The sequence below is a fragment of the Ruegeria arenilitoris genome (assembly GCF_013032855.1).
GTDB lineage: Bacteria > Pseudomonadota > Alphaproteobacteria > Rhodobacterales > Rhodobacteraceae > Ruegeria > Ruegeria arenilitoris.
Genome location: NZ_WQDA01000001.1, coordinates 937,031 through 960,890, shown reverse-complemented (window position 1 = coordinate 960,890; position 23,860 = coordinate 937,031). Strand labels below are relative to the sequence as shown.

Below are 23,860 nucleotides of genomic sequence, written 5' to 3'. Positions count from 1 at the left end.
GTGCCGGGTGGCACAATATGCAACAGTTTTACATCTTGCCCTTGAAACCGGCGCGTGTCTGCCCGAGATACGACAGAACCATGTAAAGGAATTTAACATATGACGCTGAAAAACCCGGCTGCGTTCGAGTTCCTGCAGTCGCGCAGGTCGCGGCCCGCCAAGACGTTGATGGCCCCGGCGCCGACCCGCGACGAATTGATCCCGTTGCTGACCGCAGCCGCTCGCAGCCCCGATCATGGCAAGTTGGAACCTTGGCGGTTCATCGTCATCGAAAAAGGCGCAATGCCGCGATTGGCCGATCTGACCGAGGAACGAGGCGTTACGCTGGGGAAAAGCCCCGAAGACATTGCCAAGGCCCGCAGTCAGTTCGATATGGGTCATCTCGCTGTTGCCGTCATCGAAGTGCAGAAACCATCGCCGAAAATCCCTGGAATCGAACAAACCTACTCGGCCGGGGCGGTCTGCCTTGCACTGCTCAACGCAGCCCTTGCTGCGGGTTGGGGTGCCAACTGGCTTTCAGGTTGGCAGTCGCACGACCGCGAATTCTGCGAACGCGGTTTGGGCCTGGTCGACAATGAACGCATTGCCGGACTGATTCACATCGCAACCGAAGGGGCCACTCCGCCCGAAAGGCCCCGCCCGGACGTGGCCGCGATCACCGAGTGGGTGACGGAATGATTATCCTCAACGCGTTCTTCGCGGCTTTGGGGCAGCTCGGCGATTCTCGTTTCAGATCGGTGCTACTGCGCGGTGTCGGCCTGACGATAGTGCTGCTTGTTGGTGCCTGTGCGGCGGCGATTTGGGGCATCAACGCCCTTGCTGGTCAGGAGATCTCGCTTCCATTTGTCGGCGACGTCCCGTGGTTGAACGACGTTCTGAACTATTCAGGGATCTTTCTGGTTTTGATCCTGCCGGTCTTTCTGATGGTGCCGGTGGCCTCAGCCATCACATCGATGTTTCTGGATGAGGTCGCACAGGCCGTTGAAGACCGGCATTACCCGAACCTACCCCCTGTTCCGTCCGTCCCGATCTGGGATGCGGTGCTGGACTCGCTGGGATTCTTGGGCGTGTTGATTATTGCCAACGTATTGGCGTTGGTCCTTTACGCGCTGTTCACACCCCTCGCTCCGTTCATCTTTTGGGGGATGAACGGGTTTTTGCTGGGTCGAGAGTATTTCACGCTGGCGGCCATGCGCCGGATCGGGCGCGACGGTGCGCGGGCGTTGCGGGCACGCCATGCCGGGACGATCTGGGTCGCCGGAATCTTGATGGCCATCCCCCTGTCGATCCCGCTGGTAAACCTTGTCATTCCGATCATCGGAGCCGCAACATTCACGCATATCTTTCATGGACTATCGCGACAGGCTGAGCGCTGATTACTCGCGCGGTTCCATCTGGTTCAACCAGTCGAAATCACGAACTGAAATTACGCCAGAAACAATGATCCCTGCGATCACCGCCCACAACACGATAGAAATACCGGTGGTGATCCAGATCTTTTTCTTCATGTGGTGAACTTCCGGAGCGCCCGCATGGGTCCCCGGCACGATGTCGCCCAGATCGCCTTGCGTCTTGATGCGGACCGGCAGCACGACCAACAAGGTCATGAACCAGATCACGGCGAACAATACCAGCGCAGCAGTGATTGTCATTTCGGCGCCTCCTCAGCCCGGCTCAGACTTGCTCCAGCTCCACAAGGCACCCGTTGAAGTCCTTGGGGTGCAGAAACAGCACAGGCTTGCCGTGCGCGCCGATTTTGGGTTCTCCGGTTCCCAGAACGCGGGCACCGGTCGCCTTCAGGTGATCCCGTGCGGCGATGATGTCCTCGACCTCATAACAGACATGGTGGATGCCACCCGCCGGGTTCTTTTCCAGGAAGCCGTTGATCGGGCTGTCGTCGCCCAGCGGGTACAGCAGCTCGATCTTGGTATTGGGCAGTTCGATGAAGACCACTGTCACGCCATGATCCGGTTCATCCTGAGGTTCACCAACCTTGGCGCCCAGCGCGTTGCGGTATTGGGCGGATGCGGCCTCGAGGTCGGGCACGGCGATGGCGACATGGTTCAGGCGGCCAATCATGGCGGTCTCCTCTGTTCTGCGTTGCAGCGTTTATGGGGGCTGCCCTGTCAAAGGGCAAGTGCGCCAAAACGCGCGTTAACCCTGTGTTAGCCAGGAGTTCCTAGCGTGAGGCATCTGCTGAAAGGAGTTCTGCCATGGACGATTCGGTGCCGTTCGCCCCATCCGCCGTCGCCCCCAGCGCCACCAGGCCTTTGCTGGGTCAGACCATTCTGGTTGTCGAGGACAGTCGCTATGCCTGTGATGCGATGCGACTGATGTGCCTGCACAGCGGCGCCCGCATCCGCCGGGCCGATTGCCTGAGGTCTGCGCGCAGGCACCTTCAGATCTATCGCCCGTCGGTGATCGTGGTTGACATGGGCCTGCCGGACGGCTCTGGCGCAGACCTGATCGCGGAACTAAACGCGGTTTCCCCACGTATCAGCGTCATCCTTGGTATGTCCGGCGACGACTGCGCCGAAACGCTTGCCTTGCAAGCCGGAGCCGATGGGTTTCTGGCGAAACCGTTGAATTCGCTAATCAGCTTCCAAAGGGCCATCCTGGAAAACCTTCCCGAAGACCGCCGCCCGGGTACGCTCCAATCCGTCAAAGACGAACAGATCTGCCCCGATCCGCTGGCTTATCAGGATGACATGGCGCATATCGCAGATGTCCTGACCGGGCCCGCGGATTCACGCACTCTGGACTATGCCGCTCAATTCCTGCGCGGTGTTGCCCGAGATGCCGAGGATACGGTTCTGGAACAAGCAGCCCATGACCTCGCATCCTCGCGCGCCAAGGGCGCTCCGGTAACAGCTTTGGCTGCGCGCGTTGCCGGTCTTGTCCAAAGCCGTCTTGAAAGACGAAAGGCGATCTGAATGACCTTGGCCTATTTCGTGACAACAGCCATGCTCTGCGCTTGGTGGTATTGGCACACCCGCAGGTCCGCTCGGACCATTCGCGCCAACCGCGAAAAACAGCCGAACTGGCTGGACTGATTTCAAGTTCAAGGGATTTTAGCCACTTGGAAAACGCGGGCACCGATAAGCATTGAAGTGCTTGGCGGAAAGTTCGCTTCGCGCCACCGCAGTAGTTTTGACCGCACCCAAAGGTTTTTCACACTCTGGGTACGGTCCTTGGCTCATTCCTGAGGGATGACCCGCAGGCCCAGTTCCATCAGCTGATCCGAAGTCGGGTCCGACGGCGCTTGCATCATCAGATCTTCGGCGCGCTGGTTCATCGGGAACATCATGACCTCGCGGATGTTGGCCTCGTCCGCAAGCAGCATCACGATCCGGTCGATACCGGCGGCGCAACCCCCGTGCGGCGGAGCGCCATAGTGGAACGCGTTGAACAGCGCGCCAAAGCGACTTTTGACCTCGTCCTCGCCATAACCGGCCAGCTCGAAGGCCTTGAGCATGATCTCGGGCTTGTGGTTCCGGATCGCACCCGACACCAGCTCGTAACCGTTGCAGGCCAGGTCGTACTGATAGCCCTTGACCTCAAGCGGGTCGCCCTGCAGCGCCTCCATGCCACCCTGCGGCATCGAGAACGGGTTGTGTTCGAAATCGATCTCGCCGGTTTCCTCGTCCTTCTCGTAGATCGGGAAATCCACGATCCAGGCAAAGGCGAACCGGTCTTTGTCGGTCAGGCCCAGTTCCTCGCCGATAACATCGCGCGCCTTGCCGGCGACTTTTTCAAAGGCTTTGGGCTTACCACCCAAGAAGAACGCCGCGTCACCAACCCCAAGGCCCAGCTGCTGGCGAATTGCCTCTGTGCGTTCGGGGCCGATGTTCTTGGCCAGCGGGCCGGCCGCTTCCATCCCCTCGCCCTGATCACGCCAGAAGATATAGCCCATGCCGGGCAGACCTTCTTTCTGTGCAAAGGCGTTCATTCGGTCGCAGAACTTGCGGCTGCCGCCACCCGGCGCGGGGATCGCGCGGATCTCGGTGCCTTCCTGTTCCAGCAGCTTGGCGAAGATCGCGAAACCGGACCCGCGGAAGTGTTCCGACACCACCTGCATCTTGATCGGGTTGCGCAGATCGGGCTTGTCGGTGCCATACCACAGCGCCGCGTCTTTGTAGGAAATCTGCGGCCATTCCTGATCAACCTTCCGGCCACCGCCGAATTCTTCGAAGATTCCCGTCAGAACTGGCTGGATCGTGTCGAACACGTCCTGCTGGGTTACGAAGGACATCTCGAGGTCGAGCTGGTAGAAATCCGTGGGCGACCGGTCGGCGCGCGGGTCCTCGTCACGGAAGCAGGGCGCGATCTGGAAATACTTGTCGAAGCCCGACACCATGATCAGCTGCTTGAACTGCTGCGGCGCCTGCGGCAACGCATAGAACTTGCCCGGATGCAGGCGCGAGGGCACCAGGAAGTCGCGCGCGCCCTCGGGGCTGGACGCGGTGATGATCGGCGTCTGATATTCGCGGAAGCCCTGATCCCACATGCGGCGGCGCATGCTGGCCACCACGTCCGAGCGCAGCGCCATATTGCGCTGCATCGCCTCGCGGCGCAGGTCCAGGTAGCGATAGCGCAGGCGGGTTTCTTCGGGGTATTCCTGATCGCCGAACACCATCAGCGGCAGCTCCTCGGCCGCGCCCAGCACTTCCAGTTCGCGGACATAGACCTCGATCTCGCCGGTGGGCAGCTTGGGGTTCACCAACTCGGGATCGCGCGCCTTGACCGTGCCGTCGATGCGGATGCACCATTCCGAGCGCACTTTCTCCAACGCGCTGAACGCAGCACTGTCGCCGTCACACAGAACCTGGGTCACGCCATAGTGGTCGCGCAGGTCGATGAACAGCACGCCGCCGTGATCTCGCACCCGATGAACCCAACCCGACAGGCGGACGGTTTCACCGACATTGGCGGCGGTCAGATCGGCGCAGGTATGGCTGCGATAGGCGTGCATGGATGGTATCCCTTCGGGCGCTGAATTCGTCGCGCCGATACACCGCGATCACGTCGGGAAGTCAAGGGTTGGGGCGCGATGCGGGCCGGAATGCAGACAAATTCGAAAAAATCGCTATCTTTTGGACATGTGAACTCGAATAGTTTTCCCGGCACGCGGGAGCCAGGCCCCTTGAGCAAGGAGGTGTTCGGCCGATGTGGCAAACTGTTTTGGATCGCGTATTGCGGGGTTTCATCACCCGCGGAACTCTGCGGATCACCTATCCTGACGGGACGGCGCGCACCTATGGCGACGCCACGCAGCCCGAGGCGCATATCACCCTGCATGACCCCGCTTTGATGGCGCGCTTGGTGCGCAATCCCGAGATGGCTTTTGGCGAGGGCTACATGAACGGCACCCTGACCGTCGATGAAGGCGGCCTGGAAAGTGGCATGCGGATCGCGATTCGATGCGCGGCCAGCGGTTCATTGCCCCTGCTGCAGCAGATCCAGGACTGGGCCGGGTATCTGCTGCGATCAATCCTGCAGCGCAACTCGGTCCGCTCGGCGCGGCGCAACGTGGCGCATCACTATGACCTGTCCGACGACTTCTACCGGCTGATGCTGGACCCTGACATGCAGTACAGCTGCGCCTATTTCCAGCAGCCCTGGATGACTTTGGAACAGGCGCAAGCCGCCAAAAAGGCGCATATCGCGCGCAAGCTGTGCCTGGAGCCCGGCATGCGCGTGCTGGACATCGGCTGCGGCTGGGGCGGTCTGGCCCTGACGCTGGCGCGTGACCACGGCGTGCAGGTGACCGGGCTGACCCTGTCACAGAACCAGCACCGCACCGCGACTGCACGGGTGCAGCAGGCCGGGCTGACCGACCGCATCGAAATTCGGCTGATGGACTACCGGCAGATGCAGGATCAGTTCGACCGGATCGTCTCGGTCGGGATGCTGGAGCATGTGGGCGCGCCACAGCTGCGCACCTATTTCGACCGGGTCGCAGCCCTGTTGAAGCCCGACGGCGTGGCGTTGATCCATTCCATCGGCCGCAACGGGCCGCCCACCGGCCAGTCGCCCTGGCTGAACAAGTACATCTTCCCGGGCGGCTATGTCCCGTCGCTCGAGGAAATCGTCAGACCCGTGGCACGCACCGGTCTGTGGTTTCTGGATGTCGAAAGCCTGCGGCTGCATTATGCTCTGACCCTGCGCGCCTGGCGCGACCGGTTCGAGAGCAACCTGGACCAAGTGCGCGCGATGTATGATGACCGGTTCATCCGCATGTGGCGGTTCTATCTGACCGCCTGCATCCTAGTGTTCGAAGAGCGCGACCAGACCGTGTTCCAACTGCAGCTGGGCCATCGCCGCGACGCGGTGCCGTTGACGCGGGACTATCTGTATCAGCCCGATCAGGACATGCGCGATGCCGCCGAGTAGAGCCGCTAGAACGGGCGCTGCACGTTGCCGGAATAGAAGAACACGCCCAGCCCGGCGGCAAAGATGATGTTGCCCGCGACCGCGTGCAGCAGCACCGCATAGAAGAACGACCCGCGCTTGCGGTAGGCCCATGAAAACAGCAGCCCGCCCGCGAATGTCATCACGGTGACGATCCAGCTCCAATACATCAGGTGCGCAAAGGCAAACAGCCCGGCGTTCAGCAACGGCAAGGCCGCGCCGTTAGGCAGGATCGCGTGATAGCGGCGATAGAACAGTGTGCGGAACAGCAGTTCTTGCGGCAGTGCCGACAGCAACGGATAGCCCAGCCAAATCACGGCCAGAAATTCGGGCCGGTTCAGCAGCAGATAAAAGGCCGCATCGGGGCGCGTAGCCATCACCAGGGCCGAACAAATTGCCGCCATTGCGAATGAGAACCCGATCACCTCGACCCAGCGCCAGTTGCGCCAGCCATAGCGCAGCTCGGCCCAGGAAAAGCCCGGGGTGCGGTGCAGCAGGGCGATCCCGACAGCGGTGAAGAAGAACAGGGCCGGAAACATCCAGTCGGGTGGAAACAGAACCGCGATCAGCAAGGGGACCGCGACATAGAACGCCACGAATTCAGCCTTCAGGCGCAGGTTCGATACCTGCAATCCACGCGCAGAACTGTGGTCGCTCATGGCAGCCTCACCTCGGCCGGGATCAAACCGCGCAAGGAATTGCCCATCCAGACCCGGTGCGCGGCTGCCAGGTCATGCAGGGTCAAGACTGCCTCGGCCGCGCGTCCGGTTTCGAGCAACTCCTCACGCAGGATGCCCGGCAGCAGGCCCGCGGCAACCGGAGGTGTCAGCAGGCGCCCGCCGTCGATTTCGACGAACAGGTTGGTGATGGTGCCCTCGCACAGTTCATCCCGTTCGTTCAGGAACAACAGTTCGTCCACGCCGTCGGGCATTTCCGCCCGTGCCTGATCATAGATCGCGCGGCGGGTGGTCTTGTGGCGCAGCCAGGTGTTCGAGGACGTCAGCCTTGGTGTCGCCAGACCCACCGTCCAGCCCGGCGGGTTGTCTGCCAGAGGCCCCGTAGTGACCTCGGGCTTGCCGGTGATGTCCAGCGTCAGCCGACACCGCAGCGAGTCCGCTCCGGACACACCGTCCACCACTTTGCCGACGCGCCGCACGTCGAACCGAACACCCAGCCAGTCCGCAGTCCGCGCCATGCGCCGCAGGTGACGGGTCACACGTACAAAGCCCTGCCCGGGCCGAAACGCAAAGGTTTCGATCAGGCGGAAATCAGGCTCAGTTGGTGCGCGAACCGGGCTTTCCATAGCGCTTCCTCATATTCCGACGCGGCGGTGCTGTCCCAGACGACGCCTCCGCCGACGTTCAACGTGGCCCGATTGCCCTCGACCATCAAGGTCCGGATCGCGACGTTGAACTCCGACCGCCCGTCCGGGGCGGCCCAGCCGATGGTGCCGCAGTAGATGTCGCGCGGCCAAGGCTCCAGATCCGACAGGATCTCCATCGCACGGATCTTGGGCGCCCCGGTAATCGAGCCACAGGGAAACAGCGCCCTCAGGATGTCGGACAGCCCCGCCCCTACCTGCAGCCGCGCCTGCACCAGCGACACCATCTGATGCACGGTGGCGTAGGTCTCGACCTTGAACAGCTCGGGCACCTGAACGGTTCCCGGCAGCGCCACACGGCTGATGTCATTGCGCAGAAGGTCCACGATCATCAGGTTCTCGGCCCGGTTCTTTTCGTCCGAGGACAGGAAATCGCGCCGCCAGGCATCCTCGGCCAGATCGGCGCTGCGCGGCTGAGTGCCCTTCATCGGCCGGGTCTCGATCATCCCGGCGGCATCGGTGCGGAAGAACAGCTCGGGCGAGCGGCTGAGCAGATCGGGCAGCCCGTCCTGCTGGACCAATGCGCCATGGCCGACCGGCTGTCCGGCGGTCAGCGCGGCATAGAGCGCGGCGCTGTCGCCCTCGGTTTCCAGGTCGATGGGAAAGGTCAGGTTGGCCTGATAGATGTCGCCGGCCCCGATCGCATCATGCACGGTGCGGAAGGCTTCGGCATAGCGCGCCTCGCTCCAACGCGGCTGGAACGCAGTCAGCCCGGCCGCACCGAACGGCAGGTCCTGCACGCTCGGGCCGTCGAACACCCCAAAGCACAATAGCGGCAATCGACGGGTCGCGGGCAGCCTTGCGGCCAGCTTGGGCTCAAGCGCATAGCCAAGCTCGTAGCTGGCATATCCGGCCAGCCAGCCGCCCTGCGCGCGCGCGTCATCCAGCGCCGCCAATGCCTGGGGCACCTGCTCCGCCCGGTCGGCGCGGATCACCTGGGCAGGCCGGTCGAAACCGGTGCCCGGACCGGCGGGTCCATGATCGAAACGAATGCGCAATTGCTTCCTCATCTGTCGTGCAGCGGCATATAGAGAATACGGTGCCAAGGGAAAGGGGGGAAAGCGGCAATTTCGCTTCCGTTTCCGATCCCCCTTGCACCTTTTGCCCGGGTCCCTATAACGCACGACAATTTGGGCGCATGGGCGGCGCCCGCGACTCGTGCAAAATCGAAGGGGCCAGGCCATGCCGAAGAGAACCGACATCCAGTCGATCATGATCATCGGGGCGGGGCCCATTGTCATTGGGCAAGCTTGCGAATTCGACTATTCCGGCGCCCAGGCCTGCAAGGCCCTGCGCGAGGAAGGGTATCGGGTCATCCTGGTGAACTCGAACCCTGCCACGATCATGACCGACCCCGAACTGGCCGACGCCACCTATATCGAACCGATCACGCCCGAGGTCGTCGCCAAGATCATCGAAAAGGAACGCCCTGACGCCCTGCTGCCTACGATGGGAGGTCAGACCGGCCTGAATACCTCCTTGGCGCTGGAGGAGATGGGCGTGCTGGAAAAATTCGGCGTCGAGATGATCGGGGCCAAGCGCGAGGCCATCGAAATGGCCGAGGACCGCAAGCTGTTCCGCGAAGCGATGGACCGCCTGGGGCTTGAAAACCCCAAGGCCACCATCGTCACCGCCCCCAAAAAAGCCGACGGTTCTGCCGACCTGGATGCCGGCGTGCAAATGGCCCTGGACGAGCTGGAAAACATCGGCTTGCCCGCGATCATCCGCCCGGCCTTTACCTTGGGCGGCACCGGCGGCGGTGTGGCTTACAACCGTGAGGATTACATCCACTTTTGCCGCTCGGGCATGGATGCCTCGCCGGTGAACCAGATCCTCGTCGACGAAAGCCTTCTGGGCTGGAAAGAATATGAAATGGAGGTGGTGCGCGACACCGCCGACAACGCGATCATCGTCTGCTCGATCGAGAACGTCGATCCGATGGGCGTGCATACCGGCGACTCGATCACCGTGGCACCGGCGCTGACGCTGACCGACAAGGAATACCAGATCATGCGCAACGGCTCGATCGCCGTTCTGCGCGAGATCGGCGTCGAAACGGGCGGATCGAACGTGCAATGGGCGATCAACCCGGCAGACGGCCGCATGGTCGTGATCGAGATGAACCCGCGCGTGTCGCGCTCGTCGGCGCTGGCATCGAAGGCGACAGGCTTCCCGATCGCCAAGATCGCCGCCAAGCTGGCGGTGGGCTACACGCTGGACGAGTTGGACAATGACATCACCAAGGTCACGCCTGCGTCTTTCGAACCGACCATCGACTATGTCGTCACCAAGATCCCGAAATTCGCCTTCGAGAAATTCCCCGGATCCGAGCCTTACTTGACCACCGCAATGAAATCGGTGGGTGAAGCCATGTCCATCGGTCGTACCATCCACGAATCGATGCAAAAGGCGCTGGCTTCGATGGAGTCGGGCCTGACCGGGTTTGACGAAGTTGAAATTCCGGGCCTCAGCATCGGCCCATGGGATGCGGTCGAAAGCAGCGACGACAAGGCACATGTCATCAAGGCCATCAGCCAGCAGACACCCGACCGTCTGCGCACCATCGCGCAGGCGATGCGCCACGGTCTGACCGACGACGAAATCTTTGCCGTCACCAAGTTCGACCCGTGGTTCCTGGCCCGTATCCGCGAGATCATCGACGCGGAGCGCACCGTTCGCAAGGACGGCCTGCCGACGACCGAGGACGGCCTGCGCCGGCTCAAGATGCTGGGCTTTACCGACGCGCGTCTGGGCAATCTGGCCGGCCGCGACGAGGCCAACGTGCGCCGCGCCCGCCACAATCTGGGCGTCACCGCCGTGTTCAAGCGGATCGACACATGCGCCGCCGAGTTCGAGGCGCAGACGCCCTACATGTATTCGACCTACGAGGCCCCCACGATGGGCGAAGTCGAATGCGAGGCGCGCCCCAGCGACCGCAAGAAGGTCGTCATTCTGGGCGGCGGCCCCAACCGGATCGGCCAGGGGATCGAGTTCGACTATTGCTGCTGCCACGCCTGTTTCGCGCTGACGGATGCCGGGTATGAGACCATCATGGTCAACTGCAACCCCGAGACGGTGTCGACCGACTACGACACTTCGGACCGCCTGTATTTCGAGCCGCTGACCTTCGAGCATGTGATGGAGATCCTGCGGACCGAGCAGCAGAACGGCACCCTGCACGGCGTGATCGTTCAGTTCGGTGGTCAGACCCCGCTGAAGCTGGCCAATGCTCTCGAGGCCGAAGGTATTCCGATCCTGGGCACCACGCCCGACGCGATCGACCTGGCCGAAGACCGCGAACGGTTCCAGGCACTGGTCAACGATCTGGGCCTGAAACAACCCAAGAACGGCATCGCTTCGACCGACGCGCAAGCGCTTGAGATTGCAGAAGAGATCGGGTTCCCACTGGTGATCCGCCCGTCCTACGTGCTGGGCGGCCGCGCGATGGAGATCGTGCGCGACATGGATCAGCTGAAGCGCTACATCAATGAGGCCGTGGTGGTCTCGGGAGACAGCCCAGTGCTGCTGGACAGCTATTTGGCCGGCGCGGTCGAACTGGACGTGGACGCGCTGTGCGACGGCAAGGATGTCCATGTGGCCGGCATCATGCAGCATATCGAAGAGGCCGGTGTGCACTCGGGCGACTCGGCCTGTTCTCTGCCGCCATATTCGCTGTCGAAAGAGATCATCGCCGAGATCAAGGACCAGACCTACAAGCTGGCCAAGGCGCTGAACGTCGTGGGCCTGATGAACGTGCAGTTCGCGATCAAGGATGACGAGGTCTACCTGATCGAGGTCAACCCGCGCGCCAGCCGCACCGTGCCCTTCGTGGCCAAGGCGACCGACAGCGCCATTGCCTCGATCGCCGCGCGGGTGATGGCGGGCGAGCCGCTGTCGAACTTCCCGCAACGCCCGCCCTACAAGGAAGGCCAGGACACCAAGATCGCCGACCAGATGACCCTGGCCGACCCGGACATGCCCTGGTTCTCGGTGAAAGAGGCGGTGCTGCCCTTTGCCCGCTTCCCCGGTGTCGATACCATCCTGGGTCCTGAGATGCGCTCGACCGGCGAGGTCATGGGCTGGGACCGCGATTTCCCGCGGGCCTTCCTCAAGGCGCAGATGGGTGCGGGCATGGTGCTGCCGTCCAAGGGACGGGCTTTCATCTCGATCAAGGATGCCGACAAGGGTCCGGCGATGATCGAGGCTGCGCAGGTTCTGGTCGAGCAGGGATTCTCGCTGGTGGCCACCCGCGGAACACAGACATGGCTGGAGTCCAAGGGCGTGCCCTGTGACGTGGTCAACAAGGTGTACGAGGGCCGCCCCGATGTGGTGGACATGCTGAAGGACGGTCAGGTCCAGTTGGTCATGAACACCACCGAAGGCGCGCAGGCAGTTGAGGACAGCAAGGCCATCCGCTCGATCGCGCTTTATGACAAGATCCCCTACTACACCACGGCCGCGGCCAGCCATGCCGCCGCGCTGGCCATCAAGGCGCAGGCTGAAGGGGATGTGGAGGTCAAATCGCTACAGGGTTGAAGCCCGCAGCGGACAAGCAAAAAGCCCCTGCCGTTCGCCGGGGCTTTTTTGTGGGATCATACAGTCTGCGCTGCCAGCCTGCGCTGTTCTTCCCGAGAGAAGAACAGCATGTAGAACACCGGCGCAGCAACCATGGTCAGGATCGTCGCGAAAGCCAGACCACCCATGATCGTCACTGCCATCGACACGAAGAACGCGTCGGTCAGCAGCGGCGCCATCCCCAGGATCGTGGTGATCGCCGCCAGCATGACCGGGCGCAGACGCGAGACCGAGGCTTCGATGATCGCTTCGCGCAGAGGCTTGCCCGTGGCGCGGACAAGGTCGATCTCTTCGACCAGAACAATACCGTTCTTGATCAGCATCCCCGACAGGCTGAGAAGCCCGAGAAGCGCGGTGAAGGTAAATGGCAGGCCCGTGCCCAGCAGCCCGATCACCACGCCGTTCACCGACATCGGCACCAGCAGCCAGATGATGACCGGTTGCCGGATCGCGTTGAACAGCAGCACCGAGATCAGAACCATGATCAAAAGGCTCAGCGGCAACTGCTTGCCCAGGCTGGCTTGCGCTTTGCCGGAATCCTCGAACTCGCCGCCCCATTCCAGTTTGTAGCCCAGCGGCAGCTCCATGTCCTCGATCGCATCGCGAACCTCGGAATGAACCTGTGCAGCGGTCAGGCCGGCCGGGATGTCTGCGCCCACCGTGACGGTCAGAACGCGATCGCGCCGATGCACCAGTGTATTGAGCGCTTTGTACTGGAACCCGTCCACCATCTGCTCGATCGGCACGAATTTCTGTGACTGGTCCGAATACACCACTTGATCCACAATCGAGTATTCTCCGTCCGCCGGGCGACGCAAGATAATCGGGATCAGGCGGTCCCTCTCGCGGAACACGCCGCCGGTGATGCCATCCGTCGAGAATTGCAGGGTGGCGGCGATGTCTTCGCGGGTAACACCGGCCGTCTGCGCACGTTCGGTCGCATAGATCGGCTGGACCGCCAATTCCATTTCCCGCCAGTCGTGATGCACGTCTAGCGCATTTGGCGATGCAGCCGACATGCGCCGCACCGCCTCGTCGGCCAGTTGCCGCAGGACGACCGGATCGCTGCCCGAGAACCGCGCCTCGATCGGGGTACCGCCGCCGGGGCCGAAGACCAGACGCTTGGTCCGGAATTCGCCTTCGGGGAATTGGGTTTCACCAAAGGCCTCCAGATCGGCACGCAGGACGGGAATGTCCTCGAGCGTTTCGGTCCGGATGATCATATGCCCATAGCTTGGGTTGGGCTTCTCGGCCGAATAGGTCAACATGAACCGCGTCGCGCCCTGCCCCACGAAGGTGGTGACCGAGACGACATCATCCCGCTGGGCCAGCCAGTCCTCGAAGACTTGCATATCGGCACTCGTCCGCGCGATCGGAGTCCCCTGCGGCAGCTTGTAATGGACGAAGAACAGCGGCGTGTTGGAGTCCGGAAAAAACTGCTGTTTCACCATCGCGAAGCCGGCATAGCAGATCACGGTAACCCCAACCAAACCGGCCACCACCAGCCAACGGAACCGCAATGCCCAGCGCAGGATCGCCCCGTAGGTTCGGAACAGGATGCCGCTATAAGCGTCGACATCCACGTCCTTGCCCTGTTTGAAGAAATAATGCCCCAACAACGGTGTTGCTGTGATGGCCAGCACCCAGCTCAGCAGCAACGAGATCGCGATCACCGCAAACAATGAGAACAGGAATTCGCCCGTCGCATCCGGGCTGAGCCCAATCCCAGCAAAGGCCATGATTCCGATGACCGTGGCCCCCAGAAGGGGGATCTGGGTCTTGGACGCGGCCTCGTCGGCAGCATCGCGCGAATTTTTTCCCTTGAGCATGGAGATCTGCATCCCCTCGGCCACCACGATGGCATTATCGACCAGCATCCCCATCGCAATGATCAGCGCGCCCAGCGAAATGCGTTCCATCTCGATGGAAAACAGCGCCATGAACAGCAGGGTCCCGACAACGGTCAACAAAAGGGTCGAGCCTACAACGACTGCCGCGCGCCAACCCATGAATATTCCAAGCACCGCCACCACAATGGCAACCGACATGGCCAGGTTCACAAGAAAATCGTTCGAAGCCTGCTCGACCACAACGTGCTGCTGGTAGATCGGCAATACATCGACGCCTGCGGGAATTTCCACATCCAGCTCGGCCAGCTTGGCGTCGACGCGCTTTCCGACCTCCACGATGTTTTCCGTCGACAGGCCGGCAATACCCAGGGTGAAGGCTTCGACGCCGTTGAACCGGATCATGATGTCAGGATCGGTCTGGCGGGCCCGATAGACATCCGCCATGTCAAAGAGATTGATCACTTGCCCCTGAGAGCCAACCGACAGCCCTGCGATCTCGGACACGCTGTCCGATCCGTCCGCCGTCAGGATCGTGGTGCGATCGTCGTCTGACCGAAGCGTCCCTGACGACTGAACCGAATTGGCGTTGGCGATCGCTTCGTTGATCGACTGCAACGGCACGTTCTGGTTGACCGAAATGGCCAGGTCCGGCTCGATGAAAATGGCTTCGTCTGGCAATCCCTGCACTTCAACGTCCGCAACGCCCTCAACGGTCAGCAACTCGCGCCGCAAGAAGGTCGACAATTCGTGCTTTTCGGCGTCGCTGAACCCTTCGGCGGTGACCGCATAGAAAAGACCGAACACGTCACCGAACCCGTCATTCACATAAGGTTGGCTGACACCGGACGGCAATCCACGGGCCGCATCCCGGACCTTGGCGCGCAGTCGGGTCCAGATATCCGGCAATTCGCTGCCATCGTAGGTGGACTTGATCTCGACTTCGATCAGCGATTGACCGGGACGGTTGACCGAGGTGATGACATCGACCTCGCCCATCTGCTGGATGGCAGATTCCAAAGGCTCCGAGACCTCCTCGGCCACCTGTTCAGCCGTCGCACCGGGATACGTGGTCAACACTACGGCGTTCTTGATGGTAAAGGCCGGATCTTCGAGCCGCCCGAGCGACGAAAATCCCCAGATCCCACCCAGCAAGGCGATCAGGATCACCAGCCACGTATAGATCGGCCTGTCGATCGAGGCGCGTGCGATATTCATCCTCGCCCCCTTCAGTTCGCAAAGCCGGCAAAGCGGCGCACGGTCTGCCCATCGGTCAGAACGGACCCGCCGGCCACCACGATTTCGTCGCCGTCCGACAATCCGGTCAGAACCCGGACGTCACCTGTCTGGGTTGGTTCGATGGTCACGGGAACACGCCGTACGGTGCCGACATCTGCACCGACCGGCGAAAAGACCATAACGCCCAGATTGCCCTCGGCGTCGGCGACAATCGCGGTCGGAGGAACGATGATGCCAGTGCGTTTGTCATCGACCTGGACATTGACGGTTACCGACGATCCGGGCAGCACCCGCAAGTCTTCCGGCGGCGTGAGGCCGAACTGAATCCGGAACGTCTGGCCGACGCTCGAAGTTTCGGCGTCGAATTCGCGGATTTCCAACGGGAAGACTTCGTCACTTGCGGGGAATTTCGCCGTGATGGAAATGCCATCTTCCTGGCTGGTCCTTTGGAACAGGATTTCGGGCACATCGACCTCGATCCTCAATTCGGACAGATCGTGGATCCGGACGATCGGCGTTCCGGCGGCCACGGTGGTGAAGTTCTCGACCTCACGCCGCGATACCAGCGCATCGAACGGCGCGGTCAGAGTCGTGTGCTCGAGGTTGTACTCGGCGTCACGCACCGCGATTGCAGCCAGTTGGGCGGCGGTTTCAGCGTCATCGACAGCGACCTGGCTTGCAGTCGTCCCCCGCAGGCGCGACAGGCGGGCCACGGTGCGGTCAGCCTGATCCTTCTGAAGACGCGCACGTTCCAGTGCCAGTTCGAACGGCTCTTGGTCCAGCTTTGCAATCAGGCTGCCCTTGGGCACCTGGAATCCTTCGTTGACGGGCAGTTCCACGATCTGTCCGGCGACCTGAAACGCCAGATCGACAGTCTGCCGCGCGGCCACGCGCCCGAAGAACTGGCGTGAAAATCCGGGAGCGGTCTCATGCACCACCATAAGTTTTACAGGCTTGGTGTCGTCTTGCGCCGCAAGCGGTGCGGCCAGTACGGCAAGGGCGAGGCCCAGCGAAGTCAGCAGCTTCATTTCGTCAATCCCTCGGGTATTCCCGTTTTCAGAATGTTGTCCCGGATCTTGCGGGCAAGCCGGGCAAATTGAGCGGTTTCCTCGTCATCCAACCCGGAGGCACGGTGAAACAGCTCTCCGGCGGTGGTGACCAGCATGTTGCGGGCTTCGGCACCTTTGTCGGTCAGCACCAGCAACCACGCACGGCGATCATCGGGATCCTGCTGACGGGTCAGATAGCCGGCCGCCTCAAGCGCATCGGCGGTGGCCGTAATGGTCGACGGCACGGTCAGCATGTCGGCCGCCAACACTCCCATCCGCTTGGGCTGATCCAACTTGATCAACATATGGCATTCCTGATGGCTGAGATCGGTATCGATGCAGCCGAAACTCTCTTCCAGTTTCCAGTACAGCGCATAGACGCCCATCATCGCCTGGATCTCAGGGGTCAGTCGGGCCAGCCGTTCACTGATGTCTTTGGTCATGGATGCTCTCCGCACGAGTCGAGCGGTGATATACTTCGGATTCCGAACTATTCAAGATGTGAAGTTGAATTTGCGCAAACCTATGCCGTTCCCTTGGGTCAACATCTCTTGATCTGAGGGCGCTGTGACTGCATTTTGGTCGAATCCGAAACATTCAGGACCCGACATGTACACGCCCGCAATCACCGGTACCGGGGTTTTCACGCCCGAAAACGTCATCACCAATGCCGAGCTGGTCAAAGCCTTCAACGCCTATGCCGACAAGATGAATGCTGCCAACGCCGATGCCATCGCCGCGGGCGAGATGGAGCCGATGCAGCACTCCTCGGAAGAGTTCATCGTCAAGGCCTCGGGCATCGAGAACCGCTACGTCATGGACAAGACCGGTGTGCTGGACCCGGACGTGATGCATCCCCTGCTGCGCCAGCGCAGCGATGATGAGCCGGGCATTATGACCGAGATGGCGCTGGACGCCTGCAAAAAGGCGCTGGCTCAGGCAGGTCGGACGGCGGCGGATGTCGATCTGGTGATCTGTGCCGCGTCGAACCATGAACGCGCCTATCCCGCCATTGCGGTCGAAATCCAGAACGCGTTGGGCATCGCTGGTTTTGGGTTCGATATGAACGTGGCCTGTTCTTCGGCGACGTTCGGCATTCAGGCCGCGGCCGACATGATCCGGTCGGGGTCCGTACAGGCGGCGCTGGTGGTCAACCCCGAGATCTGCTCGGGACACCTGGAATGGCGCGACCGGGATTGCCACTTTATCTTCGGTGACGTGGCCACCGCCACGCTGATCGAGCGGATCGAGGATGCAAAGGGCCCGCATTTCGAAATCCTGTCGACCCGCTGCGCAACCGAGTTTTCGAACAACATCCGCAACAACAACGGTTTTCTGCGGCGCACCCGGCCCGACGGATTGAAGGACCGCCGCGACATGCAGTTCATGCAGAACGGCCGCAAGGTGTTCAAGGAAGTGCTGCCGATGGTCAGCAAACACATCAGCGACCACATGGATTCCGAAGGGATCGAAAGCGGCGATCTCAAGCGGCTGTGGCTGCACCAGGCCAACAAGACGATGAATGATTTCATCGGCAAAAAGGTCTTGGGCCGAGAGCCGGAGCCGGGCGAACAGCCCAACATCCTGCAGGACTATGCCAATACATCGTCCGCCGGGTCGATCATCGCCTTTTCCAAATATTCAGACGATCTTCAGGGTGGCGATGTCGGCCTGATCTGCTCGTTCGGTGCAGGATATTCGGTGGGGTCCGTCATCGTCAAACGCCACGCCTGACACGCCGGCGCCGCCGGTCCACGTCCGGCGCAACAAGCGATAACCTCGAATATTTCGCCCGCGCAGGCGGACTGTTTTTGTATTCCTGAAAACTTCTTCAGAATTGATACAGCGCAACTTAACCCGCGGCCTCCATCTGGAAGGCCATGCAATTCCGCATGTCAGGTGACGCTAGGTTAAGAAAGGTGCGCCATGTTCAAGAGTTCTAAGTCAGGAATGGCGGCCTGGGTTGTCGCCCCGTTTTTGGGGGTTGCTGCAGCCAGCGCGGCCATGGCCGAGCCCCAGGTTTGCAACGCCAACACAGCACGGATCGCAGCCAACAATGGTGACTATGCGGCCCTTTGCGGCTGTTCGCAGGTTACGCCCAGTTTCCTCTCGCATCTGCAACAACGGGAAGATTTCGGGTCGGTTCTTGCCAATACCTCGCAGCAATGTCCGGGGCTGGCCAATCTGCTGAGCGATTTGCCGACCGGATCGATTTCCAACGCCAACAGCTTTGACGGCCGCGAAAACGACCCCAGCGGATTTCAACCCGCATCGAGCACCGGCCCATCCGCCGGCGGCGGATCCGGGTCGGGCGGCGGAAACAGCGGCCCCGGCAATGGCGGGGGGAACGATGACCCCGGTGATGGCGGATCCGACGATCCGGGCAACGGCGGCGGGAATGATGATCCCGGCAACGGCGGCGGCAAGCCTGGCGATGGCGGTGGCAAGCCCGGCAAGGGCGGCGGCAAGCCCGGCCATGGTGACGGCAAGCCCGGCAAGGGTGGCAGTCACGGCGGCGGTAAAGGAAACAACGGCGACGGGAAAGGCGGCGGCAAGGGCAACAATGGCGGCGGCAAAGGCAACAACGGGGGCGGAAATGGGCCCGAGGGCTCAAGCCCCGGACGCGGGAACAATGCCAACAACGACGAAAACTGACTAAGGCTAAGAGCTACTTCAGCTCAGCTTGAGGAAGGCGATGCGCACATCGCCTTTTTCACCGCCCTATGGCGGCTTTTCGGAAACTAGGTCAGCTGACGCTTTCCTCTTCGAGGTGCAATTTCATCTCGATCAGAACCTGTTGCAGCAACGAAGTTTCTTTCAGCAGACGCTTGGCTTCGTTGACGGTAATGATGCCATCCTCGATCGCGGCCTGGTATTCGGTCATCAGCATCGCAAACCGCTGGCTCAGTGCGATCACGTCCGAATTGACGCCCCCGGTGCGCGTACGGGTCGAATTGCGCTCATCATAGGACAAGGTGATGTTCTTCAGATCCGCCAGGGCCGAGGTCACATGCGGGTAGCTGGCCGCGTTTTCCAGACGTGCGACCGCATCCACCGGCATGAACCGGTCGCTGTGCTCGGGATTGTCGGAGTAATACCGGCCCAATGTGGCCTTGGATTTCCCTGTGATCTCGCATGCTGCCTCGATCCCCACGTCCTTGACCAAAGCTTCGGTGTGCTTTTTCAGATAGGCCCCGATATCTGCCATTTTTGTACCTTTGTTCGCTGCGCCCTCTTGCCCGGCTGTCCGCACCGGGGAAAGGGAGGGGAAATTTCCCATACTCGAGTCATAATTGAAATGTCATATCTTGGCTATCCCTCAGATATGCGGGGGTTTTGTGAGTGAGTGGCGGCAGTTAATGCCGGTAAAGAGTGTTTGTGGGGCAGTATTTCAGGCCCTGCGCTGTTTCGGCCATTTCGTGGCCGGCGGTGTCGCTGTTGCGGAAGCGGGGTTATCCATCCCCAAGAGCATCTGCTCGGCCTCTGCGACTGCAATGGCGGCGTCGATTTCTTTCAGGACATTGACGACTTGCTCGTGCAGCGTGAGCCGATTAGACCCAGCCCATGGCCAAGCTGTATTTCAACTACTCAACCATGAACGCAGGCAAGTCCACGGTGCTGCTTCAGGCGTCGCACAACTATCGCGAGCGCGGCATGGACACCTATCTGATGACCGCAGCCATTGACGGGCGCGCGGGCCAGGGGCGCATCGCATCGCGGATCGGAATCTCGGAACAGGCCGATACGTTCAATCCCCACGACAATGTGTTCGCGATGATCCAAGATCGTCTTGATCAGGGGAAAGTGGCCTGTGTTTTTGTGGACGAGGCGCAGTTCCTGACCGAAGAACAGGTCTGGCAATTGGCTCGTGCGGTGGATGACCTGAAAGTACCGGTTCTGGCCTACGGGTTGCGGGTGGATTTTCAGGGCAAGCTGTTCCCAGGATCAGCGGCTCTGCTGGCCCTGGCCGATGAAATGCGCGAGGTCCGCACCATCTGCAGATGCGGGCGAAAGGCCACGATGGTGATCCGTCAGGACGAAAACGGCAAAACTATCACTCAGGGTGCGCAGGTGCAGATCGGCGGAAATGAGACCTATGTTTCGCTCTGCCGTAAACACTGGCGCGAGGCCGTGGGCAGTTAGACCAGATTTGGCAGCGGTCGCCCGGCGACAAAAGCCGCCACATTGTCCAATGCCATGTGCCCCATATCCGTGCGCACTTGCTCGGTCGCAGTGCCCAGATGCGGCAGCAGGGTGACATTCTCCATCTCGCGCAGCGCCTGCGGCACGGCGGGTTCAAACTCGTAGACATCCAGCCCGGCCCCGGCGATCTGGCCGTTATTCAGCGCATGGATCAGTGCAGCTTCGTCCACGACTTCTCCGCGAGCGATGTTGACCAGAATGGCCGACGGCCGCATAGCTGAAAGAACCGAAGCGTCTATGAGGTGGAAGGTGTCAACGCCACCGGGGACGGCGACGACCAGAAAATCGACCACAGCAGCCAGGGCCGCCAAGTCGGGAACGAACTCGGCAGGGAAATCCAGATCCTTGGGCGTGCGGGATTGATAACTGACCTGCATCCCGAACCCGAAATGACAGCGCCGGGCAATGGCTTGCCCGATCCGTCCCATTCCGATGATTCCGACCCGTTTTCCGGTGACGTGCTGTCCTAGCATCTGGGTCGGGTGCCAGCCCTGCCAATTGCCGCACCGGACCAGCCGTTCACCCTCGCCCGCGCGGCGGGCCGTTGCCAGCAGCAGAGTCATGGCAATGTCCGCCGTTGCATCCGTGACCGCCCCCGGTGTGTTGGTCACGCGAACACCAGAAACCTGCGCTGCCGCAACATCAATGTGATTGAAACCCACCCCAAAATTGGCCAGCAGTTTGCACCGCGGAGCCGTGACCATTTCAAAGACATCGGCCGAAAAGACATCACCCAAAGTCGGAACGACCACGTCGTAGTCCCGCAATGCGCGCGCCATCTCATCAATGCTGAGCGGTGCGTTGCTATCTCGGATATCGACGTCGAACTCATCCCGCGCGCGGGCCGTGACCGCGGGGGTCATCGGTCGGGTGATCAACAGCTTCATCAGTGCATCCGCCCGCCCACGGGAACTTTGCCATCAGGACCGATCAAAACAATCTCGCCCGATTCGTCCGGCAGACCCAGAACAAGAACCTCGGACATGAACCGCCCGATCTGACGCGGCGGGAAATTGACCACGGCCAGCACATGTTTGCCGACAAGGGATTCGGTCGTGTAATGCGCGGTAACCTGCGCCGAGGTCTTGCGCTCGCCGATCTCGTCGCCGAAGTCGATCCACATTTTGATCGCGGGCTTGCGGGCCTCGGGATAGGGTTCGGCCCGGATGACCTCTCCTACGCGAATGTCGACCTTGAGGAAGTCGTCGAAGGAAATTTCACTCACCGGACAGCTCCTTGGATCGATCGGTTGCCGCCTTTACGGCACGGTGCAACAGGTTTGGAAACCCATCCTGTTCATGCATCAGGACTTCCAGTGCTGCCTGCGTCGTGCCGTTGGGAGACGTGACATTGATGCGCAATTGCGAAGGATCTTCCTCGGACGCCATGGCCAGAGCCCCTGCCCCGGCGACGGTCGCCTTGGCCAGGCGCATGGCCAGATCATGCGGAAGGCCTTGCGCCTCACCGGCGGCGGCCAGCGTCTCAATCAAATGAAAGACATAGGCCGGGCCCGAGCCGCTGAGACCGGTGACCGCGTCCATCTGCGCCTCATCCTGCAGGCGCACGGTATCACCGATGGCCGAAAGCAGATCTTCGGCCAGGGTCATGTCAGAGCCCGACGTGCTGGCATTTCCAATCAGCGCGGTGATGCCCTGCCGGATCGCCGCAGGCGTGTTCGGCATGGCCCGAATGATCGGAGTACCAGCACCCAGAACGCGCTCGAACGTGGCGATGGAAGTTCCGGCGGCGACCGAGATGAACAGGGTTCCGCCGCCCCCCAACGCCTGAATTGCCGGCAATGCCTCGCCCATCATCTGAGGTTTGACGGCAACCAACACGACGGCAGGTCTTTCAGGAAGTGGGGTGTTGATATTGACCCCTTGCGCCCTGAGCCAGTCGGAAGGGTTGGGGTCGATCACCCATACTGATGCGGCTGGCAGGCCATGTTCCAGCCAGCCGGCCAACATGGCCGACCCCATCTTTCCGCATCCCAGAAGAACCAGCCCCTGGTCCGCGACGCGTGACATGTCCATGATAGCCCCTCCCCTGCCTTTACGGTTTGGGGCAAAGCTTTACGCGCGGCCGTAAGCCTCTGCAATGGCGACTTGCATCGCATCCTCGGGCGTACGGTTGCCCCAGGTTACCAACTGGATCGCAGGATAGTAACGCTCGGCGCTCAGGACCGCGGCGGTGATCATCGTGTCGATCTGTTCGGGGCTGGCCGATTGCCCGCCGCTGAGCACCAGGCCGTAGCGGTAGACCATCAGCTTCTGATTGCCCCAGTAGGTGAAGGCGCCGGCCCAGCATTGGTCGTTCATGCGGTTGAGCAATTCATAGAGATCGGAAACCCGGTCCTCGGGCGGCTCCATCTCGAACGAGCAGACCATCCGCAGAGTCTCGTCATAGTTGGACCAGGCCAGCGTGATCGAGTAGGTGCGCCACTGTCCTTCGACCGCCATGGCGATCTGATCGTCTCCGATCCGGTCGAAATCCCAATCGTGGTGTTCAGCCAGATGTTCGACAATATCAATCGGATGAATGTCTTCTTCGAAATACTGCTCGGAAAGTGCCATGGTGCCACCTCACTTAATACCTAGCATTTCGGGGCTGGCAGCGCCCCAGCGCTAGTTGCCTGCTCTACAAGCCGGGCTTCCCCCATAGGCCTGTACTAAATATGGTGCGCTGTGGCTGGGACTCTGGCAACCCCCATTCTTGGGGATAACAGCAATAAGTTGTGGACAGATGGCAACGGCCACCAAAATATTGGCGCACCCTGTAGCTTTGCCTTGATTTATTTTTGCAATGCGGCGACACTCCCCACACTGCGAAACCCAGCGCGGGTTGAGCGGTGTAAGGTCTTGCCAAAAATTCTGAAATGCCGATCTGCGGCTGGGCTTATTTGTCCAGCTTCGCTTCAAGCGCGGCGATCCGCGCTTCCAGCGCCGCGTTTTCTTCGCGCGCTTTCTGGGCCATCGCGCGGACGGCATCGAACTCTTCTCGCGTTACAAAGTCGCGATCCGCCAGCCAGCGGTCGACCAAGGACTTCATCGCCGTTTCAGCCTCTTCCCGCGCACCCTGCGCCACGCCCATTGCGTTGGTCATCAACTGGGACATATCGTCCAGAAACTTGTTGCGGGTTTGCATGTGTCTACTCC

General features: G+C 61.2%; 23 protein-coding genes. 8 read left to right on the top strand and 15 right to left on the bottom strand.

The features are described from left to right. The first annotated feature begins 99 nt into the window (after positions 1–99). Together GOW72_RS04635 and GOW72_RS04630 are read left to right on the top strand one after the other, a co-directional pair. Complete coding sequence (locus GOW72_RS04635; RefSeq protein WP_170365503.1) at positions 100–678, top strand: nitroreductase family protein; 579 nt, start codon at positions 100–102, stop codon at positions 676–678. Further along, positions 675–1,376, top strand: coding sequence for an EI24 domain-containing protein (locus tag GOW72_RS04630; RefSeq protein WP_170365500.1), 702 nt, complete (start codon positions 675–677; stop codon positions 1,374–1,376). Before GOW72_RS04635 ends, GOW72_RS04630 begins: the two co-directional genes overlap by 4 nt. Here the strand turns inward: GOW72_RS04630 and GOW72_RS04625 are convergent, their stop codons facing one another. Together GOW72_RS04625 and mce are read right to left on the bottom strand one after the other, a co-directional pair. Next, positions 1,377–1,652, bottom strand: coding sequence for a DUF1467 family protein (locus GOW72_RS04625; protein ID WP_093964691.1), 276 nt, complete (start codon positions 1,650–1,652; stop codon positions 1,377–1,379). It lies immediately after the preceding gene. A gap of 22 nt (positions 1,653–1,674) precedes the next feature. Then, positions 1,675–2,079 (bottom strand): methylmalonyl-CoA epimerase, encoded by a 405-nt coding sequence (gene mce, locus GOW72_RS04620; RefSeq protein ID WP_093964690.1) that lies wholly within the window; start codon positions 2,077–2,079, stop codon positions 1,675–1,677. A gap of 134 nt (positions 2,080–2,213) precedes the next feature. On the opposite strand from mce, the gene GOW72_RS04615 reads away from it, so the two are divergent. Further along, positions 2,214–2,933 (top strand): response regulator, encoded by a 720-nt coding sequence (locus tag GOW72_RS04615; protein WP_170340629.1) that lies wholly within the window; start codon positions 2,214–2,216, stop codon positions 2,931–2,933. Positions 2,934–3,196: 263 nt separating this feature from the next. On the opposite strand, the gene aspS is transcribed toward GOW72_RS04615, so the two are convergent. Next, positions 3,197–4,972, bottom strand: coding sequence for an aspartate--tRNA ligase (gene aspS, locus GOW72_RS04610; RefSeq protein ID WP_170364775.1), 1,776 nt, complete (start codon positions 4,970–4,972; stop codon positions 3,197–3,199). Between the two features lie 194 nt (positions 4,973–5,166). On the opposite strand from aspS, the gene GOW72_RS04605 reads away from it, so the two are divergent. Then, complete coding sequence (locus tag GOW72_RS04605) at positions 5,167–6,393, top strand: SAM-dependent methyltransferase (protein ID WP_170365497.1); 1,227 nt, start codon at positions 5,167–5,169, stop codon at positions 6,391–6,393. 5 nt (positions 6,394–6,398) lie between these two features. Here the strand turns inward: GOW72_RS04605 and GOW72_RS04600 are convergent, their stop codons facing one another. The 3 genes from GOW72_RS04600 to GOW72_RS04590 are packed head-to-tail and all read right to left on the bottom strand — an operon-like array spanning position 6,399 to position 8,802. After that, positions 6,399–7,070, bottom strand: coding sequence for a CPBP family intramembrane glutamic endopeptidase (locus tag GOW72_RS04600; RefSeq protein WP_170365494.1), 672 nt, complete (start codon positions 7,068–7,070; stop codon positions 6,399–6,401). Further along, the gene (locus GOW72_RS04595) at positions 7,067–7,714 is read right to left on the bottom strand and encodes an aminotransferase class IV family protein (protein ID WP_170365492.1); all 648 of its coding nucleotides are present in this window, start codon (positions 7,712–7,714) and stop codon (positions 7,067–7,069) included. Before GOW72_RS04595 ends, GOW72_RS04600 begins: the two co-directional genes overlap by 4 nt. After that, entirely contained in the window at positions 7,669–8,802 is a 1,134-nt protein-coding gene (locus tag GOW72_RS04590) for an aminodeoxychorismate synthase component I (protein ID WP_170364782.1), read from the bottom strand. The genes GOW72_RS04595 and GOW72_RS04590 overlap by 46 nt, the downstream gene beginning before the upstream one ends. 172 nt (positions 8,803–8,974) lie before the next feature. Between GOW72_RS04590 and carB the strand changes: the two genes are divergently transcribed. Beyond that, complete coding sequence (gene carB, locus GOW72_RS04585) at positions 8,975–12,328, top strand: carbamoyl-phosphate synthase large subunit (protein WP_170365490.1); 3,354 nt, start codon at positions 8,975–8,977, stop codon at positions 12,326–12,328. A 56-nt stretch (positions 12,329–12,384) separates the two neighbouring features. On the opposite strand, the gene GOW72_RS04580 is transcribed toward carB, so the two are convergent. Genes GOW72_RS04580 through GOW72_RS04570 form a run of 3 tightly spaced genes read right to left on the bottom strand, consistent with a single transcriptional unit; the run spans position 12,385 to position 16,945 of the window. After that, positions 12,385–15,432, bottom strand: coding sequence for an efflux RND transporter permease subunit (locus GOW72_RS04580; protein ID WP_170365488.1), 3,048 nt, complete (start codon positions 15,430–15,432; stop codon positions 12,385–12,387). Between the two features lie 11 nt (positions 15,433–15,443). After that, positions 15,444–16,481 (bottom strand): efflux RND transporter periplasmic adaptor subunit, encoded by a 1,038-nt coding sequence (locus tag GOW72_RS04575; protein WP_170340023.1) that lies wholly within the window; start codon positions 16,479–16,481, stop codon positions 15,444–15,446. Continuing rightward, entirely contained in the window at positions 16,478–16,945 is a 468-nt protein-coding gene (locus GOW72_RS04570; RefSeq protein ID WP_093964681.1) for a MarR family winged helix-turn-helix transcriptional regulator, read from the bottom strand. Before GOW72_RS04570 ends, GOW72_RS04575 begins: the two co-directional genes overlap by 4 nt. Positions 16,946–17,111: 166 nt before the next feature. Here GOW72_RS04570 and GOW72_RS04565 point away from each other — a divergent pair, with 166 nt between their 5' ends. Together GOW72_RS04565 and GOW72_RS04560 are read left to right on the top strand one after the other, a co-directional pair. Further along, positions 17,112–18,236, top strand: coding sequence for a beta-ketoacyl-ACP synthase III (locus GOW72_RS04565; protein WP_170365486.1), 1,125 nt, complete (start codon positions 17,112–17,114; stop codon positions 18,234–18,236). A 192-nt stretch (positions 18,237–18,428) separates the two neighbouring features. Further along, positions 18,429–19,157: a hypothetical protein gene (locus tag GOW72_RS04560; RefSeq protein ID WP_170365482.1), complete on the top strand. Its 729-nt coding sequence runs from the start codon at positions 18,429–18,431 to the stop codon at positions 19,155–19,157. 91 nt (positions 19,158–19,248) lie between these two features. Here GOW72_RS04560 and GOW72_RS04555 read toward each other — a convergent pair whose 3' ends face one another. After that, positions 19,249–19,710 carry a hypothetical protein gene (locus GOW72_RS04555; RefSeq protein ID WP_170340605.1) on the bottom strand — a complete coding sequence of 154 codons (462 nt, stop codon included), beginning with the start codon at positions 19,708–19,710 and terminating at the stop codon, positions 19,249–19,251. Between the two features lie 356 nt (positions 19,711–20,066). Between GOW72_RS04555 and GOW72_RS04550 the strand changes: the two genes are divergently transcribed. Further along, complete coding sequence (locus GOW72_RS04550) at positions 20,067–20,645, top strand: thymidine kinase (protein ID WP_170357151.1); 579 nt, start codon at positions 20,067–20,069, stop codon at positions 20,643–20,645. On the opposite strand, the gene GOW72_RS04545 is transcribed toward GOW72_RS04550, so the two are convergent. The 5 genes from GOW72_RS04545 to GOW72_RS04525 form a co-directional block, all read right to left on the bottom strand. Further along, complete coding sequence (locus GOW72_RS04545; RefSeq protein ID WP_170365481.1) at positions 20,642–21,592, bottom strand: 2-hydroxyacid dehydrogenase; 951 nt, start codon at positions 21,590–21,592, stop codon at positions 20,642–20,644. The genes GOW72_RS04550 and GOW72_RS04545 overlap by 4 nt on opposite strands. Further along, the gene (locus tag GOW72_RS04540; RefSeq protein WP_170365477.1) at positions 21,592–21,930 is read right to left on the bottom strand and encodes a tRNA-binding protein; all 339 of its coding nucleotides are present in this window, start codon (positions 21,928–21,930) and stop codon (positions 21,592–21,594) included. The genes GOW72_RS04545 and GOW72_RS04540 overlap by 1 nt, the downstream gene beginning before the upstream one ends. Further along, positions 21,923–22,738, bottom strand: coding sequence for a pyrroline-5-carboxylate reductase (proC, locus tag GOW72_RS04535; protein ID WP_170365475.1), 816 nt, complete (start codon positions 22,736–22,738; stop codon positions 21,923–21,925). Before proC ends, GOW72_RS04540 begins: the two co-directional genes overlap by 8 nt. Positions 22,739–22,777: 39 nt before the next feature. Then, positions 22,778–23,278, bottom strand: coding sequence for a type III secretion system chaperone family protein (locus GOW72_RS04530; RefSeq protein ID WP_093964674.1), 501 nt, complete (start codon positions 23,276–23,278; stop codon positions 22,778–22,780). 322 nt (positions 23,279–23,600) lie between these two features. Then, positions 23,601–23,849 carry an accessory factor UbiK family protein gene (locus GOW72_RS04525; protein WP_093964673.1) on the bottom strand — a complete coding sequence of 83 codons (249 nt, stop codon included), beginning with the start codon at positions 23,847–23,849 and terminating at the stop codon, positions 23,601–23,603. Between the last annotated feature and the right edge of the window lie 11 nt (positions 23,850–23,860).